The organism is Vibrio viridaestus (assembly GCF_003856525.1).
Taxonomy (GTDB): Bacteria; Pseudomonadota; Gammaproteobacteria; order Enterobacterales; family Vibrionaceae; genus Vibrio; species Vibrio viridaestus.
Map to the genome: position 1 here is coordinate 19,065 of NZ_RJVQ01000009.1, position 16,592 is coordinate 35,656.

Below are 16,592 nucleotides of genomic sequence, written 5' to 3' on the forward strand. Positions count from 1 at the left end.
GCAAATCCCTTACTATTTCTGGAATGGATAGATCGATCCTAAATTCATCAATCTTGTCAGCTCGTCAAGAGCCGTACGACTTTCTATAAGCAGTTCTGGATCGCGCAAATCCCCTTCATATAAACGATCTCGATAGTGTGTTTCTACCCAAGTCGATAGCTTTTGGTAAAGCGATTCATCCATGAGCGCTCCTTGGTTGACCGCTGCTAATTCATGTTGGTTCAGTACGACACGCAATCTTAAACAGGCCGGACCGCCACCGTTTCTCATACTCTCTCTGAGATCAAAAACCTTAACATCACTTATAGGTCCTGAACCAGAAGAAAGATTAGAAAGGTAATTCCAAACCCGTTGATTTCGCCGACATTCTTCAGGAACAACTAATAGCATAGAGCCATCGTGCTGTGTTAATAACTGACTATTGAAAAGATAAGTGTTAACTGCCTCTTCTACGCTAACATCGGCTGTTCTCACTTCAATTGGAGAGAACTCGCAATTCATCACTGCCAACTTAGAACGAATCTCATCGAACTTACTTTCAGTGTTAAGAAACGCTTCCTGATGGTGAAATAAAACAGGCCCATTACTTACGGATATCACATCATTGTGAAAAACACCTTGATCAATCACCGCTGGGTTTTGCTGAATAAATACCGTATTGCTATCGGAAAGCTGATGCAGTCGAGCTATTGATTCACTCGCCTCATAAGTTTGTCTAGCGGGGAAACGAGCAGGTTCTGATTCTCCACCATACACTTTCTTACCGTAGACAAAGACTTCCACGCCTTTATACCCATAATCGCGACATAGTCGGTTGTGGTTAGCCGCTCCTTCATCCCCAAAAACAGTTTGTTGAGGGAGTGCATTATGGATAGCGAAATGGTCCGAGTTACTGAATATGGCAGACAGTGCATTTGTTGTGGTTTGCTCCTCGATAGCTCTGTGTATTTTGCTATTGAGGTTAGCTACCGTAAAGTGGACTTTACCATCTCTGGTGTCGGCTGATGGTGATACGGTCGCAGCATTGGCGACCCACATCGAAGACGCAGAACTCATTGCAGCAAACATCGCAGGATTGGCCTTTGATGCTTTATGAATTACGTCGATGTCACTTCCAGAAAACCCCAATTGTCTTAACGTCGTCACGCAGGGTCTTTCTTGTGGAGGAAGAACACCTTGTTTAAATCCCATATCTGCAAGCGCCTTCATTTTCTCTAGCCCCTGAAGTGCTGCGAGTTTCGGGTTGGATACAGAGTTTTTATGTGACGTTGACGCGACATTACCAAAAGACAATCCGGCATAGTTGTGAGTGAGACCGACTAACCCATCGAAATTTACTTCATATGCTGACATCATTAATCTCCTTTACAACTCACTTAAAGTTTAGGCCAGGTAACGTTGATTCGGGCAACGTTAATTCTTTTGATTCTACTGAAGCCATTGGCCAAGAGCAGTAATCTGCTGCGTAGTAGGCGCTTGGACGATGATTTCCTGATGCGCCGATACCACCAAATGGAGCGTTACTCGACGCACCAGTAATCGGTTTGTTCCAGTTCACGATACCAGCCCGCGCTTTTAGAAGCAGCAGCTCGTAATCAGATTCATCAGTCGAGAGCAAACCAACAGACAGGCCAAAGCGCGTGTTATTAGCAATCGAGATTGCCTCATCTAAGTCGTTGTAGCGCACAACGGTCAGTAAAGGACCAAAATATTCTTCATCCGGTAGTTCATTGATATCAGTGACATCGATAATGCCCGCTGAAAGTAACGCAGTCCCCTCTTTTGCTCGTTTCATCTCTACGAGTGCTTTAGCACCCAAGTCAATTAAGTGTTTCTGTGCATCTAAAAGATGGACAGCAGCCTCTTTGGAAATAACACTGCCCATAAATGGAATAGGATCGCTATTCCATTCACCGACGACTAAGGACTCAGTGACTTCACAAACTCGAGCCAATAATGCATCTCCGTCTGCATTACGTGGGATAAGTAAGCGTCTCGCACATGTGCAGCGCTGCCCAGCAGAAATGAACGCAGATTGAATAATGACATTGGCTGCTGCATCGAGTTGTTTGTATGAGTGAGCAATCATCGCGTTGTTCCCACCCATTTCTAAGGCAAGGATCTTCTCAGGCTGCCCCCCCATCTGTTTATGAAGTTGATAACCCGTGTTCGCGCTTCCAGTAAATAGTAATCCATCGATGTATGGGTTTTCCGACAACGCAATGCCGGTATCTTTTCCACCTTGAACGAGATTGAGTACACCTTTGGGAAGACCTGCTTTTTGCCATAATTCAACGGTCTTTTGGGCAGTTAACGGCGTCAATTCACTTGGCTTAAATACCACGGTGTTACCTGCGATCAACGCGGGAATAATATGACCATTGGGTAGATGACCGGGAAAATTATAAGGCCCAAACACAGCTAAAATGCCATGTGGACGGTGTCTTAATATTGCTCGACCATCGGCCATTTCCGTCACTTTGGTCCCCGTACGCTCATTGTATGATGAGACTGAAATTGCGTACTTATTGATCATAGACTGAACTTCGGTCTTAGATTCCCAAGATGGCTTCCCAGTTTCTCGAGAGATGGTGTCAGCGAGCTCTTGCTTGTTAACTTCGAGTAATTCAACGAAACGAGCGACATACTCACAGCGTCGTTCAAACGAAAGCATTGACCATAGCTCAAATGATGCTCGCGCTGCTTCAACAGCAAGATTAACTTGTTGCTTACTCGCGCTTTTTCCCTGCCATATAACATCATTAGAAACGGGTTCTGATTTAGAGAAATAGACGTCTTCGCCTTCAAGCCAATGACCATCAATATACAAAGTGTTAGACATAATGTTTCTCCAACGCAAAAAGTGCAACCACACGAACTTTCTCTCCCTCAGATATATTGAGGGCTTCGGCTTGCATGGGAGTGAGATAGATTTCAGTTCCGGTCACACGTTGTGTACCGATAATAGCGCGGTAGTTTTTATAGCTATCGTTGCCAATCAGAAGTGGTTTATCGCCCTGATTCATTGTCGCTGAGATAACAACTTTTCTCAGTTCGCTGTCGCGTATGATACGAAGATCCTGAGTATAAGCCTCAAGGGTTGGTCCCGCGTCAAAGATATCAATGTATCCTTCATACCGCATGCCTTCACTCTCCAGGATCTTACGTGCAGGTAAGGTTTTAGGATGAACCTGTGCTATGACGGATTTTGCTTCTTCAGTCAGAAAGTCAACGTAAAGGGGGTGTTTAGGCATCAACTCAGCGATAAAGGACTTTTGTCCCTTTCCCGTCAACTGATCAGCTTCGTGAAAATCAATCGCGAAAAAATGTCGCCCCAAACTCTCCCAAAACGGTGAACTGCCTTTTTCATCAGAAACGCCGCGCATTTCTGCGATAACTTTATCTGAGAATTGATCCTGAAATGCCGCCATAAAGAGCATTCGGCTTTTTGAAAGTAAATGACCGTTCTTATCCTTACGATATTCAGGATCGAGAAATAAAGTACAAAGTTCGCTGTGCCCGGTATGATCGTTACTTAAAAATAGAGTCGGCATTTGCGTATACACGTTCAGTTCTTTAGACGCATGTACTAAGGTCCCCACTCGAAAATCATACCAAGGCTCCGATAGTCCGATCGCGACCTCAATACCGCTCAGGCCAACGACTTTTCCCGTCAGCGTGTCTTCTAATACGAAAAGATACCCTTGTTCTCCCCGAGTATTTGTTCCTTCCCACGTATCCAACATTCTTTGAATACGAGCTTCAAGCATCACTTCATCGTGAGGTAACGATGTAAACCCAACACCTGTTTTACTCGCTAATTCCAGTAATGCGTGTTTATCATCCTGACTAACAGGGCGAATAACCATCATGGTAAATTTCCTTTTTACAACCGAAGAATTACAGTGCGATAAACCACACTTGTTCACCTTCTTTAATACTAAATGTCTTCATTACATCGACAGAAATATAGATTTTTTCTGCCTCAAAACTTGCCTCTGTGATGAACGCTCTAAAGCCATCTTCGGCAAAATAGGCAACTAAACAAGCTACGGTTGGATTATCTGTTATTTTATGGGTAACAATGGCTTGTTTTACGTAATCACCTGCAAAAATATTACTGCGTGGACTCGTTAAAATAGGTCCCCCATCGAAAATTTCGATATATTTATCGGGCTCGAAACCGGCATCGCTCAATAAGTTACATTGTAACTCAGCATCAGGATGGACCTGTCCCATTACAGACTGTGCTTCTTCTTCAATCAACGGTACATAGAGTGGGTAATGAGGCATAAGCTCGGCGATAAACGTCTTTTCCAACGTACCGTGATAATACTCAACCTGACTATAATCAATATCGAAGAACTTGCGTCCAACATGCTCCCAAAAAGGAGCTCGGCCATTTCCGTCAGCAATTCCAGGTAAAACAGCAATCCACTCATTGGTAAACCGCTCCGGTGATATTGTCATAAATAACAACCGACCGAGAGTCACTAAAGATGGATAAAGAGTTTCTTTTAACGATGGAACGACGTAAAACGTGCTTAACTGAGAATGATCACTCAAGTCATGGTTAAGCTTTAGTGCATGTATCCGGCTGTGGACGTTTAATTCTCTTGAAGAGTGGATCATCGTATCGTTTCGAAACGAATAAAACGGTTCTCTGAATCCTGCCAATGCGTTGATTGCACCAGTACCCAGTATTTGTCCTGTGTCGATCTCTTCTAATACAAAAAAGTAGAACTCTTCACCGGGGCTTAAAACATCCTGCTCAAATGAAAGATTTGAACGCTCGATTTTTTTAACCAATAGCTCTCTCATCGCGGGCAAGGTGCATACCAACGTACCACTTTCATCCGCAAGTCTTTCAACCTGATTGATATCACTTAACCGAGCAGGACGTAATATGATCATAACTATTCCTTATTAATAAACACTTCTAATGCCTGTTCAAAGCGCATTAGTCCCATTTCTATTTCCTCTTGGGTGATGTTTAAGGCCGGTGCAAAACGAACAACATTCGGCCCAGCAATCAATACCATAACACCATTCTCAGCACAGATATTACTTAACGCTTTAGCCTTTCCCTTGAAATGTTCCTTCAGCTCACAACCTATAAGCAAACCCATTCCTCTGATATCTTGAAAGATATCATGCCTAGCATTCATCTCACTCAGGCCTTGCGTAATAAGTTGGTGCTTGTTTTTTACATCGTCAAGAAACTCAATTTGGCTGACGATTGAAAGCACAGTATTTGCAGCCGTTGCAGCAAGAGGGTTTCCTCCATATGTCGTGCCGTGGCTACCAACAGATAAAGCCGATGCGAATTTATCTGTCGTTAATATGGCACCGATAGGAAAACCACCACCCAACGCTTTAGCCGTTGATAATACGTCAGGTACAACACCATAGTGCATGTAAGCATAAAGTTGACCCGTTCGACCCACACCGGTTTGTACTTCGTCGAAAATCAAGATGGCAGCATGGCGATCGCACGCTTCACGTAGTGCTAATAAAAATTCTTTGTTTGCTGGAATTACCCCTCCTTCACCTTGGATTGGTTCCACAATAACTGCACAAGTTTTATCAGTGATAGCATTGATAGCGGCATCGATATCATTAAAATCTTGATGCTTTATTGCCCCAGGTAAAGGTCCAAAATCCTGCGAGTATTTCGGCTGGCCACCAGCAGAAACTGTAAATAAGGTTCGACCATGAAATGCGCTGTTAAAAGCCAGAATTTCATTTTTTTCAGCACTATAATTTTCCAACGCATATTTTCTGGCTAGTTTTAATGCCGCTTCGTTTGCTTCTGCGCCGGAGTTACAGAAAAATACTTTCTCTGCGAAAGTAAACTCACATAACGTTTTGGCCAGTTTTAAAACCGGCTCGTTAGTATATCCATTGCCAAGATGACTTATTTTATTGAGCTGTGCGGCGAGATTCGATACCAATTCCTCGTTAGCATGCCCTAGAGAATTCACCGCAATTCCTCCAACGAAATCAATGTAATCTTTGCCAGTTTGATCAATTACTACCGAGCCGTGCCCTTTTACTGGAATGAAAGGAGCTGGAGAAAACATCGGGATCATGTACTTATCGAAATCGTCGCGCACTGGTGTGTAGTCCATAGCTATTACCTAATTAATTTATTCCTTTACGTGACTAATAGATTACGATGCCTGCGACAATGTTCGCGTCTAAATATGCGACCTAAATTTATATAAATAAGTCATAGTCGCTTGGCTCTTTCCTCTCTCGGAGTAACGCCAAAATAGGCCTTGTAGCTAGAAGAAAAATGAGGACCGCTTGAGAAGCCACATATTAGCCCTATTTGTACAATCGACTTTCCCGTTGTCAGAACTAAGTGTTTTGCCTTCTTTAGCCGGATTTGCATATAGTATCGTGCCGGCAATGTTCCCGTGTAACGTTTAAATAAGCGCTCTAACTGACGCCGTGATATATGCACTAATACAGCAATTTCGTCTGTAGAAAGCGGCTCTTCAATATTGTTTTCCATTAACTCAATAGCCATCGTCAGTCTTGGTTGGATATCTTCCCCACCTAAACTTAATGATGGGAGGCGCTGTTTTTCTTCCTTATGCCTAAGCCGATCAACGCACAGTAAATCTGCCAGCGAATTAATCGTATCTTGGGTTTCTAAATTAGTTAGCCAAGCGATAATGAGGTCACTCGTCGCCATTTGACCACAACCACTGCTGACATTATCCCCAATTTGATATAACTCGGGAGTCAGCACGAGTGCAGGAAATTTCTCATTGATGTCATCCCACAAATTCCAGTGCGCAACCACAGGCTCCTGGAAATTAACCCCATAGGCGTGGAGCCAAACACTACCAGCATTTACACCGACAACATTAACTTGATTAGTATTGAGTTGATGTTGAATAAATGGCGGACTTTTAATATGAGCTTTAGGTGGTAACGTCGCACTTAATACCCAGATGCTATCGACAGGTTTGGACTCTTCCCACAATGGTAAATCGAACGTTTTGCATAAGATGGTATGGGGATTCTGCTCATCTGATGTCAACAAGAACAATTCATAGCATGTATCATTGCTAAGCCGATTTAGCAGTTTGAAAGCGTCAACAACAAAACTAAGCTCTATAAAAGGAATATCCGCTGGAAGATGAATACCTATTGTTTTAGAGGGCTGACACACTGCAGTATCGACTTTCAACATTATTATTTAAGTGCTCCAGCGAGGAATTGTTTCAAACGTTCACTTTTTGGGTTTTCGAACACAACATCAGGATGCCCCTGTTCTTCGATCTTACCTTGATGCAAGAATACGACATGATTTGATATGTGGCGAGCAAAGCCCATTTCATGCGTGACAACGATCATTGTCTTACCTTCTTCAGCTAGCTTTTGCATTATTTTCAATACTTCACCAACTAGCTCGGGATCCAGGGCTGAAGTTGGTTCGTCGAATAATAATACTTCTGGCTCCATAGCTAGTGCTCGTGCTATGGAAACACGTTGCTGTTGACCACCTGACAACTGAGATGGATACCGTTTACGAGCGGCGGCATCAATACCAACTTTTTCCAAGTATAATTCAGCTCTGACTTGGGCTTCCGACCGAGATATCCCAAGCACCTTTATTGGTGAAATCATGACGTTTTCTAGAACTGTCATATGGCTCCAGAGATTAAAATGTTGGAAAACCATCGTAAGTTTCGTACGCAGTAATTGCAGTTGCTTTTTGTCAAAGACCCTAAGCTCACCATCATTTTCGCGAACCATCTTAATGGCTTTACCATTCACATAAATATCACCTTCACAAGGCTTCTCTAAGAAATTCAAACAACGTAAAAATGTACTTTTCCCGGAGCCAGACGATCCGATAATACTAATGACATCGCCGGCTTTCGCTTCTAACGTTATGCCTTTGATTACTTCATGGGTTCCATATTTCTTATGCAGTTGCCGTACGGCAAGTGTTGAGTTTTCCATTTTTATATTCTCTATGCAGGCTGACTAGATACTGGTTTAAGGTGCTTGAGCCATTTCCGTTCGGCAATGCGAAATAACCCGACCAAAATAAAAGAGATCAACAGATATAACATCGCTGCTATGCCAAAAGCGTAAAACGATTGATAGGTCGCAGAGTTCACATCTCGAGCCACTTTTAATAAATCTGGAACGGTAGCCGTAAACGCTAATGAAGTGGCATGAAGCATGAGAATCACTTCATTGCTATAGGCCGGCATGGCTCGTCTTAGCGCGGATGGAATAATAACAGTCGCATATAAATGCCAGGTTGAAAAACCGTACGCTCGCGCTGCTTCAATTTCACCTCTATTAGTCTCTCGGATCGCACCTGCAAATATTTCGGTTGTATAGGCACATGTATTGAGAACAAGCGCTAACAGAGTGCAATAGTATCCACTTCTAAAGAACCAATTGAGGAATTCAGTACTTCTGACAAACTCCAATGTATACACACCTGTATAAAATACCAGTAACTGTACATACAAGGGTGTTCCGCGGAAGATATATGAAAAGAGCCATACTGGTAACGCATAACGCTTCTTATCAGATACGCGCATAACTGCCAAAGGTATCGAAACAACAAATCCTAGCAGCACAGAAATAACGAGTAACCATAATGTGACAGCAACACCAGTAAAATGATAACCATCAGTCCACAAGTACTGCATACCATATTGCTGAAGCAGATCTAACATCTTGCAGCCCCCCTTTCAAATTCATATCGTTTCCCAAGCCACACGAAAATCAAGTTGGACAGTGTTGTAAACACCAAATAAATAATAGCGGCAACGATTGTGAACATAAAAAACTGGTAGGTGCCTTTACCCGCCATCTGAGTTGCTTTCACTAAATCGGCTAATCCAATGATCGACACAAGCGCAGTCGATTTGAGAATAACTAACCAATTATTTTCCATACCCGGTAACGCGTGACGCATCATCTGTGGGAATAGAACATAAATAAACGTTTGCCATGATGTCATTCCATACGCCGTACTCGCTTCAATTTGACCTTTTGATACCGCAAGGAAGGCACCACGAAACGTTTCGGTGAGGTATGCTCCGTATATGAACCCTATTGTTAATGTCCCTGCGATAAATGGATCAATATTGAGTTGCGACCAGCCGAACGATTCGGTTATCTGATTAACGACGATCTGCAATCCATAAAATATCAGCATCATTAACACTAAATCAGGGATGCCTCGGATGATCGTTGAATACAGAGTCGCAAACGAGGAGGATACACGTGAACCGAACAATTTTGCTGTAGCGCCGATGAGCCCGAGAGCCATAGCCAATAGTGCACTGAATAAAGCGAGTTTAATAGTCATCCAGGCCCCCTGAAAAATCAGGTCGCCGTAGCCATATAACATGGTAACAATCCTTGCTAGATTGAGCAGGGCCTAAGCCCTGCTATTGAGGTAGGTTTTACTTTCCGTAGATATCGAAGTCGAAATACTTCTTAGCGATAGCGTCATAAGTGCCATCTTCAAGCATAGATTTGATTGCCTGATTGATTTTTTCCTTAAGAGCTGCATCTTCTTTACGAAGACCAATACCAGCGCCAACACCGAAGTATTTTTCATCATTGACTTCTGGACCGCTGAAGTGGAAGCTCTTACCAATTGGACGATTAAGGAAACCATCACTCGCTGCAACAGCATCTTGGAATGCTGCGTCTAGACGGCCATTAACTAAATCAGCATAAACGAGGTCTTGGTTTTGATACGTAACGACATCAACACCTTTTGGAGCCCACTGTTCTTTCGCAAACGTTTCAGCCGTTGTTCCCTGGAAAACGCCCACACGTTTACCGCCAAGAGAATCTGGAGTTGGTTCTAATGTTATCGATTTTGCTGTTACTAGACGAGCAGGCGTTCCGTAAAGCTTGTCTGAGAATGCAATTTCTTTTTCACGTGCTGGCGTGATAGACATTGAGGATAAAATCGCATCTATTTTTTTTGCTTTAAGAGAAGGAATCAGACCGTCGAAGTCACTTTCAACCCATTTACATTCAGCTTCAATACGCTTACATATCTCCGCACCTAAATCGATATCAAACCCAGCTAAAGTGCCATCTGGTTTTTTTATTTCGAATGGAGCATAGCCTGGTTCTACACCAAGTCTAACTGTTTCCGCAGCATAACTAAGCGATGTGAATGACATCCCTGCAATAAGTAATGATAAAATTGTCTTTTTCATTTTTTAACTCTTCTCATTTAAAGAATGGTTGTTTTAAGAGCACAAAGCGTGCCAGTTACCCGAGTAATAAACCACCAATTAATAAACTCACTATTATATTGAGTAAATATTCGTGATAGCGTAATTTTAATGAAAAAGAATTCAAAGAAAACAAAAATAATAGTTAATTGGAACTTCATTATTAAAATTTCATAACGCACCAATTAAACACACAAAAGCACCAAAATGGATCATTAGCACCACCATAGTGCGCAAATCCTAGTTTTATGTTAATTTTAATCAAGCCAGCCTTTAGGTGTTGCACCATAATAAGGAATCACCACTACTAAAAAATAAACTATCATTGCGACGAATTCATACATAAAAGCGACAATACAATCATTAACTCTATATATTATGTATTACAGATGTTAACTAAATTTCCATTAAAATGAATTTATATATTAGTAATCAGCATAAAAATACAATACAAACGATTACATAGGTGTTTTATTTATGCGATGTTTCAGCGCTGTTAAATATTCCGCCAAATATCCATAGAATTAATTATTTTAATTGCCGCATTATCCTCCGTGACTAATTCTTTAATCATTTTTGCGGCAACATCTTCTGCTTTAACGGGAATGAAATTTTTCAAAGGACCAAACATAAAAATTTGGCCTACTCGCATTATCCGTTGAACAACTGTTTCGCTCAGGCGCGATTTAGCGCGCTGACCAACTAAAGGTCCTGGTCTCAGAATAATTAAGGATTCAAAGCCAAGATCTTCTAGCTTCTTCTCCATCATTCCCTTACATCTTAAGTAATGAGACAAAGAACGTTTATTTGCGCCATAACTCGATATAACAGCCAGATGTGTGACTCCCTGCACTCTCATTTCTTTGGCAACAGAAACGACCAAGTTAACATCAACAGCTTCTAAGCCTTCCTTTGAGCCAGCATCATGACGCGTAGTTCCCAAGCAGATAGCACCATACTTAGGATACGGATTGAGAACCTGCCACTCTGATATCACCAAGCTTGGGTGGATTATCCAATCGAGTTTAGGACTATTAATGTCGTTCTCTCTTCTTGATAGTGCGTAAATATGACTGACACTGTGCATGTCTGTGAGTTGTTTCAGCACATAGCGACCAACCAAACCAGTCGCACCTGCGACAATAAAAGTACTCAGTGAGGATTTATCAATCATTAATAAAATCAAATTTATGTATAGTAGCGCTATGATTACCCTTACAAGAGCGAATGACAAGGATCTAAAACAAATCTTAATGACTAGTCCTAATAAATGAGAATTGATACACTCTAGTTGTCGCTCATTTAGGATGTCTCTATGACTCAGCAACATAATCAGATCACTAATCAATCGTCACTACAGGATCGACTCAACAGAGGAGACGTTCTCGAAAAAAACTGCCCTTCACGCAAGATCTTACGAGATATTACGAATCGCTGGGGGACGTTGGTTCTGTTAGCTCTAATAGATAATACCTACCGTTTTAGTGAGCTGAGACGAAAAATAAGTGGTGTCAGTGAGAAGATGCTTTCGCAAACTCTGCAGGCATTAGAAGAAGATGGGCTGGTTGACCGTATTTCTTATCCAGTCCTCCCCCCCCATGTTGAGTATACATTAACGCCGTTGGGTGAAGAGGCCGCACAGAAAGTTGAGCAACTGACTTCATGGATTGAAAATAACCTTGCTACAATTTTGGACAATCAGAAACAAAAAAATGGAGAATAGTCTTCTATTCTCCATTTCCAAATAACATAACATCAGTAATTAATACTAACGGCTATTTTAGAAAATCACTTAATGCAGCTTTGAGTGTTGTTGTTGGTCTTCCAATCAGAGTGCTAAGAGTACCACTGTCATCATAGAGTCCCCCCTGTGCTGCACCGCTATCAGAATTTGCTAATAAATTAGCAATTGGTCCCGGTAGACCTGCACCTTTGAGTGTCGCTTCATATTCCTCTTCTGCCATATTAACGTAAGGCACTGTTTTACTAGTCACTTCGGAGATTAACTGTGCTAATTCAGAAAGCGTATATGATGAATCGCCTGCTAATTCGTATGTTTTACCGGATTGCTCTTCATCAGAGACGAGTACACTGGCTGCAGCTTCAGCGTAATCTTGTCTTGTGGCTGAACTGATTTTTCCATCGCCTGCACAGCCAATAAATGCACCATTTTCAATCGCAGGGCTGACACTGGCTAGATAATTTTCCGTATACCAACCATTTCTAAGTAAAACATAAGGTACTCCCTGTTCAGCAAGGTACGCTTCTGTGGCTTTATGCTCCTCAGCCAAACCCAATGGAGAGCGATCACAATGAAGCAAGCTAGTATAGGCAATAAGTTCGACATTATTCGCTTTTGCTGCATTGATAACATTAGTATGTTGCTCATAGCGTTGCCCGACTTCGCTTGAAGAGATCAGAAGCAACTTTTGTACGCCGTTTAGTGCTTTTTGAAATGCCGCTGGGTTATTGTAATCCGCTTGGCGTAGTTCTACGCCTTGTGCTGCTAGAATACCTGCTTTTTGTGGATCTCTTACAACAGCGACAATTTCTTCTGCTGCAATACCCTTTTTGATAAGGCTTGAGATTACTAATTTACCAAGTTGACCAGTTGCACCTGTTACTGCGATCATCGTTAAATTCCTCATTACGTTTATGTTGTAAAAGAGAATTACACTTACACTAACTTTTTGCAAGTACATACAAAAAAGTAAGTATAAATTATTCTTTCGGCGATAGTCTAAGAAAAACGCCTAAAGCAATGAGCAACAAAGCGGCGCTTAGCACGATACCGACGGGATAAAATAAATTACCAGCCATATCCAGCTGGCTGTATTTAATCACCATGATCAGTCCTTCTAATGCTAACGCGACAGACACTGTGCCGATAAATCTAGGTAACGTTCTTCGTAATAACACCATTACGTGGTGCTCATCACCCTTAGTCCCATACTCTTTCTGAATGACAATCGCTAGCTCAAAGACGGCGATCGCAATAATATTCGAGTTAATAATTTTCACGATGACCTGGGTTAACTCTTCTCCCTGCATATAACTATGAGCCTCATGAACAAAGGTAGAGACAATGGTTAGCGCAGCTAAGAAATAAAATATATACGCAAAAAACTTAGCAAAATAACGTTGAATAGCGATAATGTTGCACCTTCTTGTTTTATTAAGAGAACTTATACGCTACGTATTACAAATTTAATATTGCCAAATTCTGGTTATCTTTTTACAAGGTAAACGTCATTAGGGATTAAGCCATTGCCGATCTGGTGCACATATAACTCGAGCATTTTGATAAGCCATATCCATGGTTAATACGGTTCTAACCATATATTTACGGCGCTCACTGTTTTTTTCGGCAACCACAACAACATCTGCTTGAGTATCATCGGTTATGCACAAAGGCAGTAATAACTGGATTCTCTCATCATACCAATGTGGTATTGCCATTTTATAGTTACGTCGTAACTTATCTTTAAGCTGATTAATTGCCCCTTCTACGGCATTACGCGCTAGTACTGGATTACTCTGTAGGATTTCAGGCAAACGCTCTCTGTTATCATTAAGAATATGATTAAAATCGATCTCCAATTCATATCGATAATCGAATACCAGTAAACTCGGGTCATCTATATAAGTCGCAATATCAGGTAAGGGTTCAAAATCTTTCATTTTCGCTGAATAACCATCGAAGAAGCCATACCACTTCCAGTCGGACTGATTATTATCACTTGCGTTATTATTGCGAAAAAATGTAGCGAAGATGTCTTTACCAGAGCGTGTCTGTAGACCAGTGTTAAAACAAGCTCTTGTTCCATCAGATGTGACTTTAATTTTGTCTTGCTGCTGTAGACGCAAAAAAGTGAAGTTTAGGTAACTGATAAGAATGGGAAACTGAGTATATTCCTTCCGGTATTGCTCTTGAGAAAAGTTCCAATCTTCAGGCTTGGCCATATCGGCAAGTTTGGCAAAAGGCGCTTCCCATGTTTCACCAAGATCGGTTCTGAATCCAAAATAAGCAAAGACACTACGAGGGTCTTCATCTCGATAGCGTTTAAGTAAATCTTCGTACATATACAAACCTAATTGTCCAACTCTGATATCCGACAATACGCCAAGCAGAATTAGTTTCATTAAGTCAAATCAATTGCACTGAGATTTCAACAAAATGTGTGATAACTATTAGATTCAACAGGGAAGCTTCACGAAACTAATGAAGCTTCCTTAAAGGGTTATTTCTTCGTAATTTTATCCAAATATCCCATTACAAATGCGGATAAGACAAATGTGATATGAAGCAAAAGGTACCATTTGATTTTATCATCAGCGATATTTTGTATATTCATAAATACTTTTAATAAGTGAATAGAAGAAATCGCCACTATCGAAGCTGCCACTTTATTTTTTAGCGACCCCGTATCCAACTTACCAAGCCAAACCAGTTTTTCCCCATCTTCTTCAACATCAATTTTAGACACGAAATTTTCATATCCCGAAAACATCACCATGATGATGAGACCACCGACCAGAGAAATATCAATTAGAGATAACGAGATAAGCACTAAGTCAGTTTCACTTGCTGTAAATACCATACTCAACGCATGGTATACCTCTTGAAAAAATTTAATGGTCAGTACAATAAGGACAAGGCTCAATCCAAGATACATTGGAGCCATAATCCAGCGAGCTGAGTACAAAATCTTTTCAATCCATTTTTCCATTTAACTACCTTTCACTATTAAAATTTGCTATTTAAATAAGTCAGTTCTAGACGGCAGATACTATCAGTAAGAATAAAAAACAAAAAACAGTTTTCAAATCTAAATGAAGTGATATTCTCCTGCGTGTTCTGCCGTGTAACCAAAAGGTTTCAAGGTTAAATAATTGTAACAAAATCTATGTGTTACAAATGTTCCGACTCTTATATAAAAGCGTTTATTTATCTCCACTAAAACAGTGCATGATCAGTATTAACCATTAGTCATTCTGTAAATGGCAGTATTTTCCGCTCCGCTTCTACCACGTAAAATCTGTTTAATGAAACGTTACACTTCGATAAATTTTCTTTGTCGTCAGGTTCAAAATTCTTCACTTTACGCCAGTCATAAATAGGACGATATTCGCCGCGAAAATTCCTGTTTCTCTCTTAATTTTTAGGAATATAGCCGTGACTCGTCTCCTTGTTCGTAAATTAACCAATACCGTTCCTTCCCCTGTGTTGGCGCTGTTCGTTTATGCTATTGCAGCGGGCTACTCTATGAGTGCTTTGCCTCTATTATTACCTCAAGGTGATTTATCGGTTTCGGTTTTGACGAGTTGGCTAACATCTTCTTTTTACGCTGGACTGCTGACTGGTACGTTAACTTCTAAACACTTTATCCGTATTTTTGGTCACAAAGTCAGCTTTATCATTTTACAAATAGCGTTTGCACTTTGTTTACTCGGTCTGCCTACATGGCAGAATCAGTACTTCTGGCTTTTCGACCGTTTTGTCGGCGGCATAATCGTTGGTGGTATTTTTGTTGTAATCGAGTCTTGGCTTCTAAAAGGATCGGCTGAAGGTCGTCGCAAACGTCTTAGCGTGTACATGAGTATGTTGTACGCGGGTTCTGCTCTTGGACAGTTGGCATTAACATGGTTTGGGGCAAATGGCGCAACACCTTTTGTTCTTTCTTCTGTCATGCTCGTTTTGGCGGCGGTATTACTTGCTGTTTTACCAAACTACGTCTCAGAACCAGAAATTTCTGTTGTCACACCAACTGCTGCTCCTATTGGCAACAGATGGGTTAAAATTCCTGCCCTAATAGGCTGTTTGGTCTCTGGTATTTTGTTGGGCTCAGTTTACGGTATGATGCCGTTGCAACTTAGTCGCTCAGGTATGTCCCAGGAACAAATTGGCTCATTAATGGCAGTGATTATTATCGGCGCTATGTTGGTTCAACCGGTGATCAGTGCACTTTCTAAAAAAGTTGGTCGCACACTTCTTATGAGTATGTTTGCTCTTTTAGGCGCAATGAGTATCGGTGTATTTGAGCAAATGTTAGGTGAACAGACTATCAGCATGTTCCTCCTCGGTATGGCGATATTTGCGTTTTACCCAATTGCTATTAACTTAGGTAGCTCATCTATCCCTGAAGAGCACATGGTAAGCGCATCACAACAAATGATTTTAATCTACAGTTTTGGTTCAATTGTAGGTCCAATTGGTGCGCAATATTTCATGGACACTCAGACTGGTCTGTTTGGATTCTTCTTTATCGTGTTAATAACAACCTGTATTTACATGCTGTTCGTTGCTCTTAAAAGCGTCAGCCGAGTTGTTATCCATAAATAAGCACT

Annotated in this window: 17 protein-coding genes; 2 read left to right on the forward strand and 15 right to left on the reverse strand. The window is 41.3% G+C overall.

What is annotated here, in order from left to right; all coding sequences use genetic code 11:
* Nucleotides 1-12: 12 nt before the first annotated feature.
* The 11 genes from astB to EES38_RS17000 all read right to left on the reverse strand — a co-directional run bounded on the left by astB (nucleotide 13) and on the right by EES38_RS17000 (nucleotide 11,418).
* On the reverse strand, nucleotides 13-1,353 hold the full coding sequence (astB, locus tag EES38_RS16950; RefSeq protein WP_124938512.1) for an N-succinylarginine dihydrolase: 1,341 nt from the start codon (nucleotides 1,351-1,353) through the stop codon (nucleotides 13-15).
* A 19-nt stretch (nucleotides 1,354-1,372) separates the two neighbouring features.
* Nucleotides 1,373-2,842, reverse strand: a complete 1,470-nt coding sequence (gene astD, locus EES38_RS16955) for a succinylglutamate-semialdehyde dehydrogenase (protein ID WP_124938408.1) — start codon at nucleotides 2,840-2,842, stop codon at nucleotides 1,373-1,375.
* Nucleotides 2,835-3,872 (reverse strand): arginine N-succinyltransferase, encoded by a 1,038-nt coding sequence (astA, locus tag EES38_RS16960; RefSeq protein WP_124938409.1) that lies wholly within the window; start codon nucleotides 3,870-3,872, stop codon nucleotides 2,835-2,837. Before astA ends, astD begins: the two co-directional genes overlap by 8 nt.
* A 28-nt stretch (nucleotides 3,873-3,900) precedes the next feature.
* On the reverse strand, nucleotides 3,901-4,914 hold the full coding sequence (locus tag EES38_RS16965) for an arginine N-succinyltransferase (RefSeq protein ID WP_124938410.1): 1,014 nt from the start codon (nucleotides 4,912-4,914) through the stop codon (nucleotides 3,901-3,903).
* Nucleotides 4,915-4,916: 2 nt separating this feature from the next.
* Entirely contained in the window at nucleotides 4,917-6,137 is a 1,221-nt protein-coding gene (locus tag EES38_RS16970) for a bifunctional succinylornithine transaminase/acetylornithine transaminase (RefSeq protein WP_439333272.1), read from the reverse strand.
* A gap of 95 nt (nucleotides 6,138-6,232) precedes the next feature.
* A complete protein-coding gene (locus EES38_RS16975; protein WP_124938412.1) occupies nucleotides 6,233-7,207 on the reverse strand; it encodes a GlxA family transcriptional regulator in 975 nt (324 codons plus the stop codon).
* Between the two features lie 2 nt (nucleotides 7,208-7,209).
* Nucleotides 7,210-7,983, reverse strand: a complete 774-nt coding sequence (hisP, locus tag EES38_RS16980; protein WP_124938413.1) for a histidine ABC transporter ATP-binding protein HisP — start codon at nucleotides 7,981-7,983, stop codon at nucleotides 7,210-7,212.
* An 11-nt stretch (nucleotides 7,984-7,994) separates the two neighbouring features.
* Nucleotides 7,995-8,717 carry an ABC transporter permease gene (locus EES38_RS16985; RefSeq protein ID WP_124938414.1) on the reverse strand — a complete coding sequence of 241 codons (723 nt, stop codon included), beginning with the start codon at nucleotides 8,715-8,717 and terminating at the stop codon, nucleotides 7,995-7,997.
* Nucleotides 8,711-9,397 carry an ABC transporter permease gene (locus EES38_RS16990; protein WP_124938415.1) on the reverse strand — a complete coding sequence of 229 codons (687 nt, stop codon included), beginning with the start codon at nucleotides 9,395-9,397 and terminating at the stop codon, nucleotides 8,711-8,713. The genes EES38_RS16985 and EES38_RS16990 overlap by 7 nt, the downstream gene beginning before the upstream one ends.
* A 55-nt stretch (nucleotides 9,398-9,452) precedes the next feature.
* Entirely contained in the window at nucleotides 9,453-10,226 is a 774-nt protein-coding gene (locus EES38_RS16995) for an ABC transporter substrate-binding protein (protein WP_124938416.1), read from the reverse strand.
* A gap of 514 nt (nucleotides 10,227-10,740) precedes the next feature.
* Nucleotides 10,741-11,418: an NAD-dependent epimerase/dehydratase family protein gene (locus tag EES38_RS17000; RefSeq protein ID WP_166434298.1), complete on the reverse strand. Its 678-nt coding sequence runs from the start codon at nucleotides 11,416-11,418 to the stop codon at nucleotides 10,741-10,743.
* Nucleotides 11,419-11,559: 141 nt separating this feature from the next.
* Here EES38_RS17000 and EES38_RS17005 point away from each other — a divergent pair, with 141 nt between their 5' ends.
* Nucleotides 11,560-11,967: a winged helix-turn-helix transcriptional regulator gene (locus EES38_RS17005; RefSeq protein ID WP_124938418.1), complete on the forward strand. Its 408-nt coding sequence runs from the start codon at nucleotides 11,560-11,562 to the stop codon at nucleotides 11,965-11,967.
* 52 nt (nucleotides 11,968-12,019) lie between these two features.
* Here the strand turns inward: EES38_RS17005 and EES38_RS17010 are convergent, their stop codons facing one another.
* The 4 genes from EES38_RS17010 to EES38_RS17025 all read right to left on the reverse strand — a co-directional run bounded on the left by EES38_RS17010 (nucleotide 12,020) and on the right by EES38_RS17025 (nucleotide 14,974).
* Nucleotides 12,020-12,877: an SDR family oxidoreductase gene (locus EES38_RS17010; protein ID WP_124938419.1), complete on the reverse strand. Its 858-nt coding sequence runs from the start codon at nucleotides 12,875-12,877 to the stop codon at nucleotides 12,020-12,022.
* A gap of 88 nt (nucleotides 12,878-12,965) precedes the next feature.
* Entirely contained in the window at nucleotides 12,966-13,295 is a 330-nt protein-coding gene (locus tag EES38_RS17015) for a hypothetical protein (RefSeq protein WP_208020473.1), read from the reverse strand.
* Nucleotides 13,296-13,496: 201 nt separating this feature from the next.
* Nucleotides 13,497-14,387, reverse strand: coding sequence for a DUF3825 domain-containing protein (locus tag EES38_RS17020; protein WP_208020474.1), 891 nt, complete (start codon nucleotides 14,385-14,387; stop codon nucleotides 13,497-13,499).
* Between the two features lie 98 nt (nucleotides 14,388-14,485).
* Nucleotides 14,486-14,974: a TIGR00645 family protein gene (locus tag EES38_RS17025; protein WP_124938421.1), complete on the reverse strand. Its 489-nt coding sequence runs from the start codon at nucleotides 14,972-14,974 to the stop codon at nucleotides 14,486-14,488.
* A gap of 446 nt (nucleotides 14,975-15,420) precedes the next feature.
* On the opposite strand from EES38_RS17025, the gene EES38_RS17030 reads away from it, so the two are divergent.
* Complete coding sequence (locus tag EES38_RS17030) at nucleotides 15,421-16,587, forward strand: MFS transporter (protein WP_124938422.1); 1,167 nt, start codon at nucleotides 15,421-15,423, stop codon at nucleotides 16,585-16,587.
* Nucleotides 16,588-16,592 lie beyond the last annotated feature (5 nt).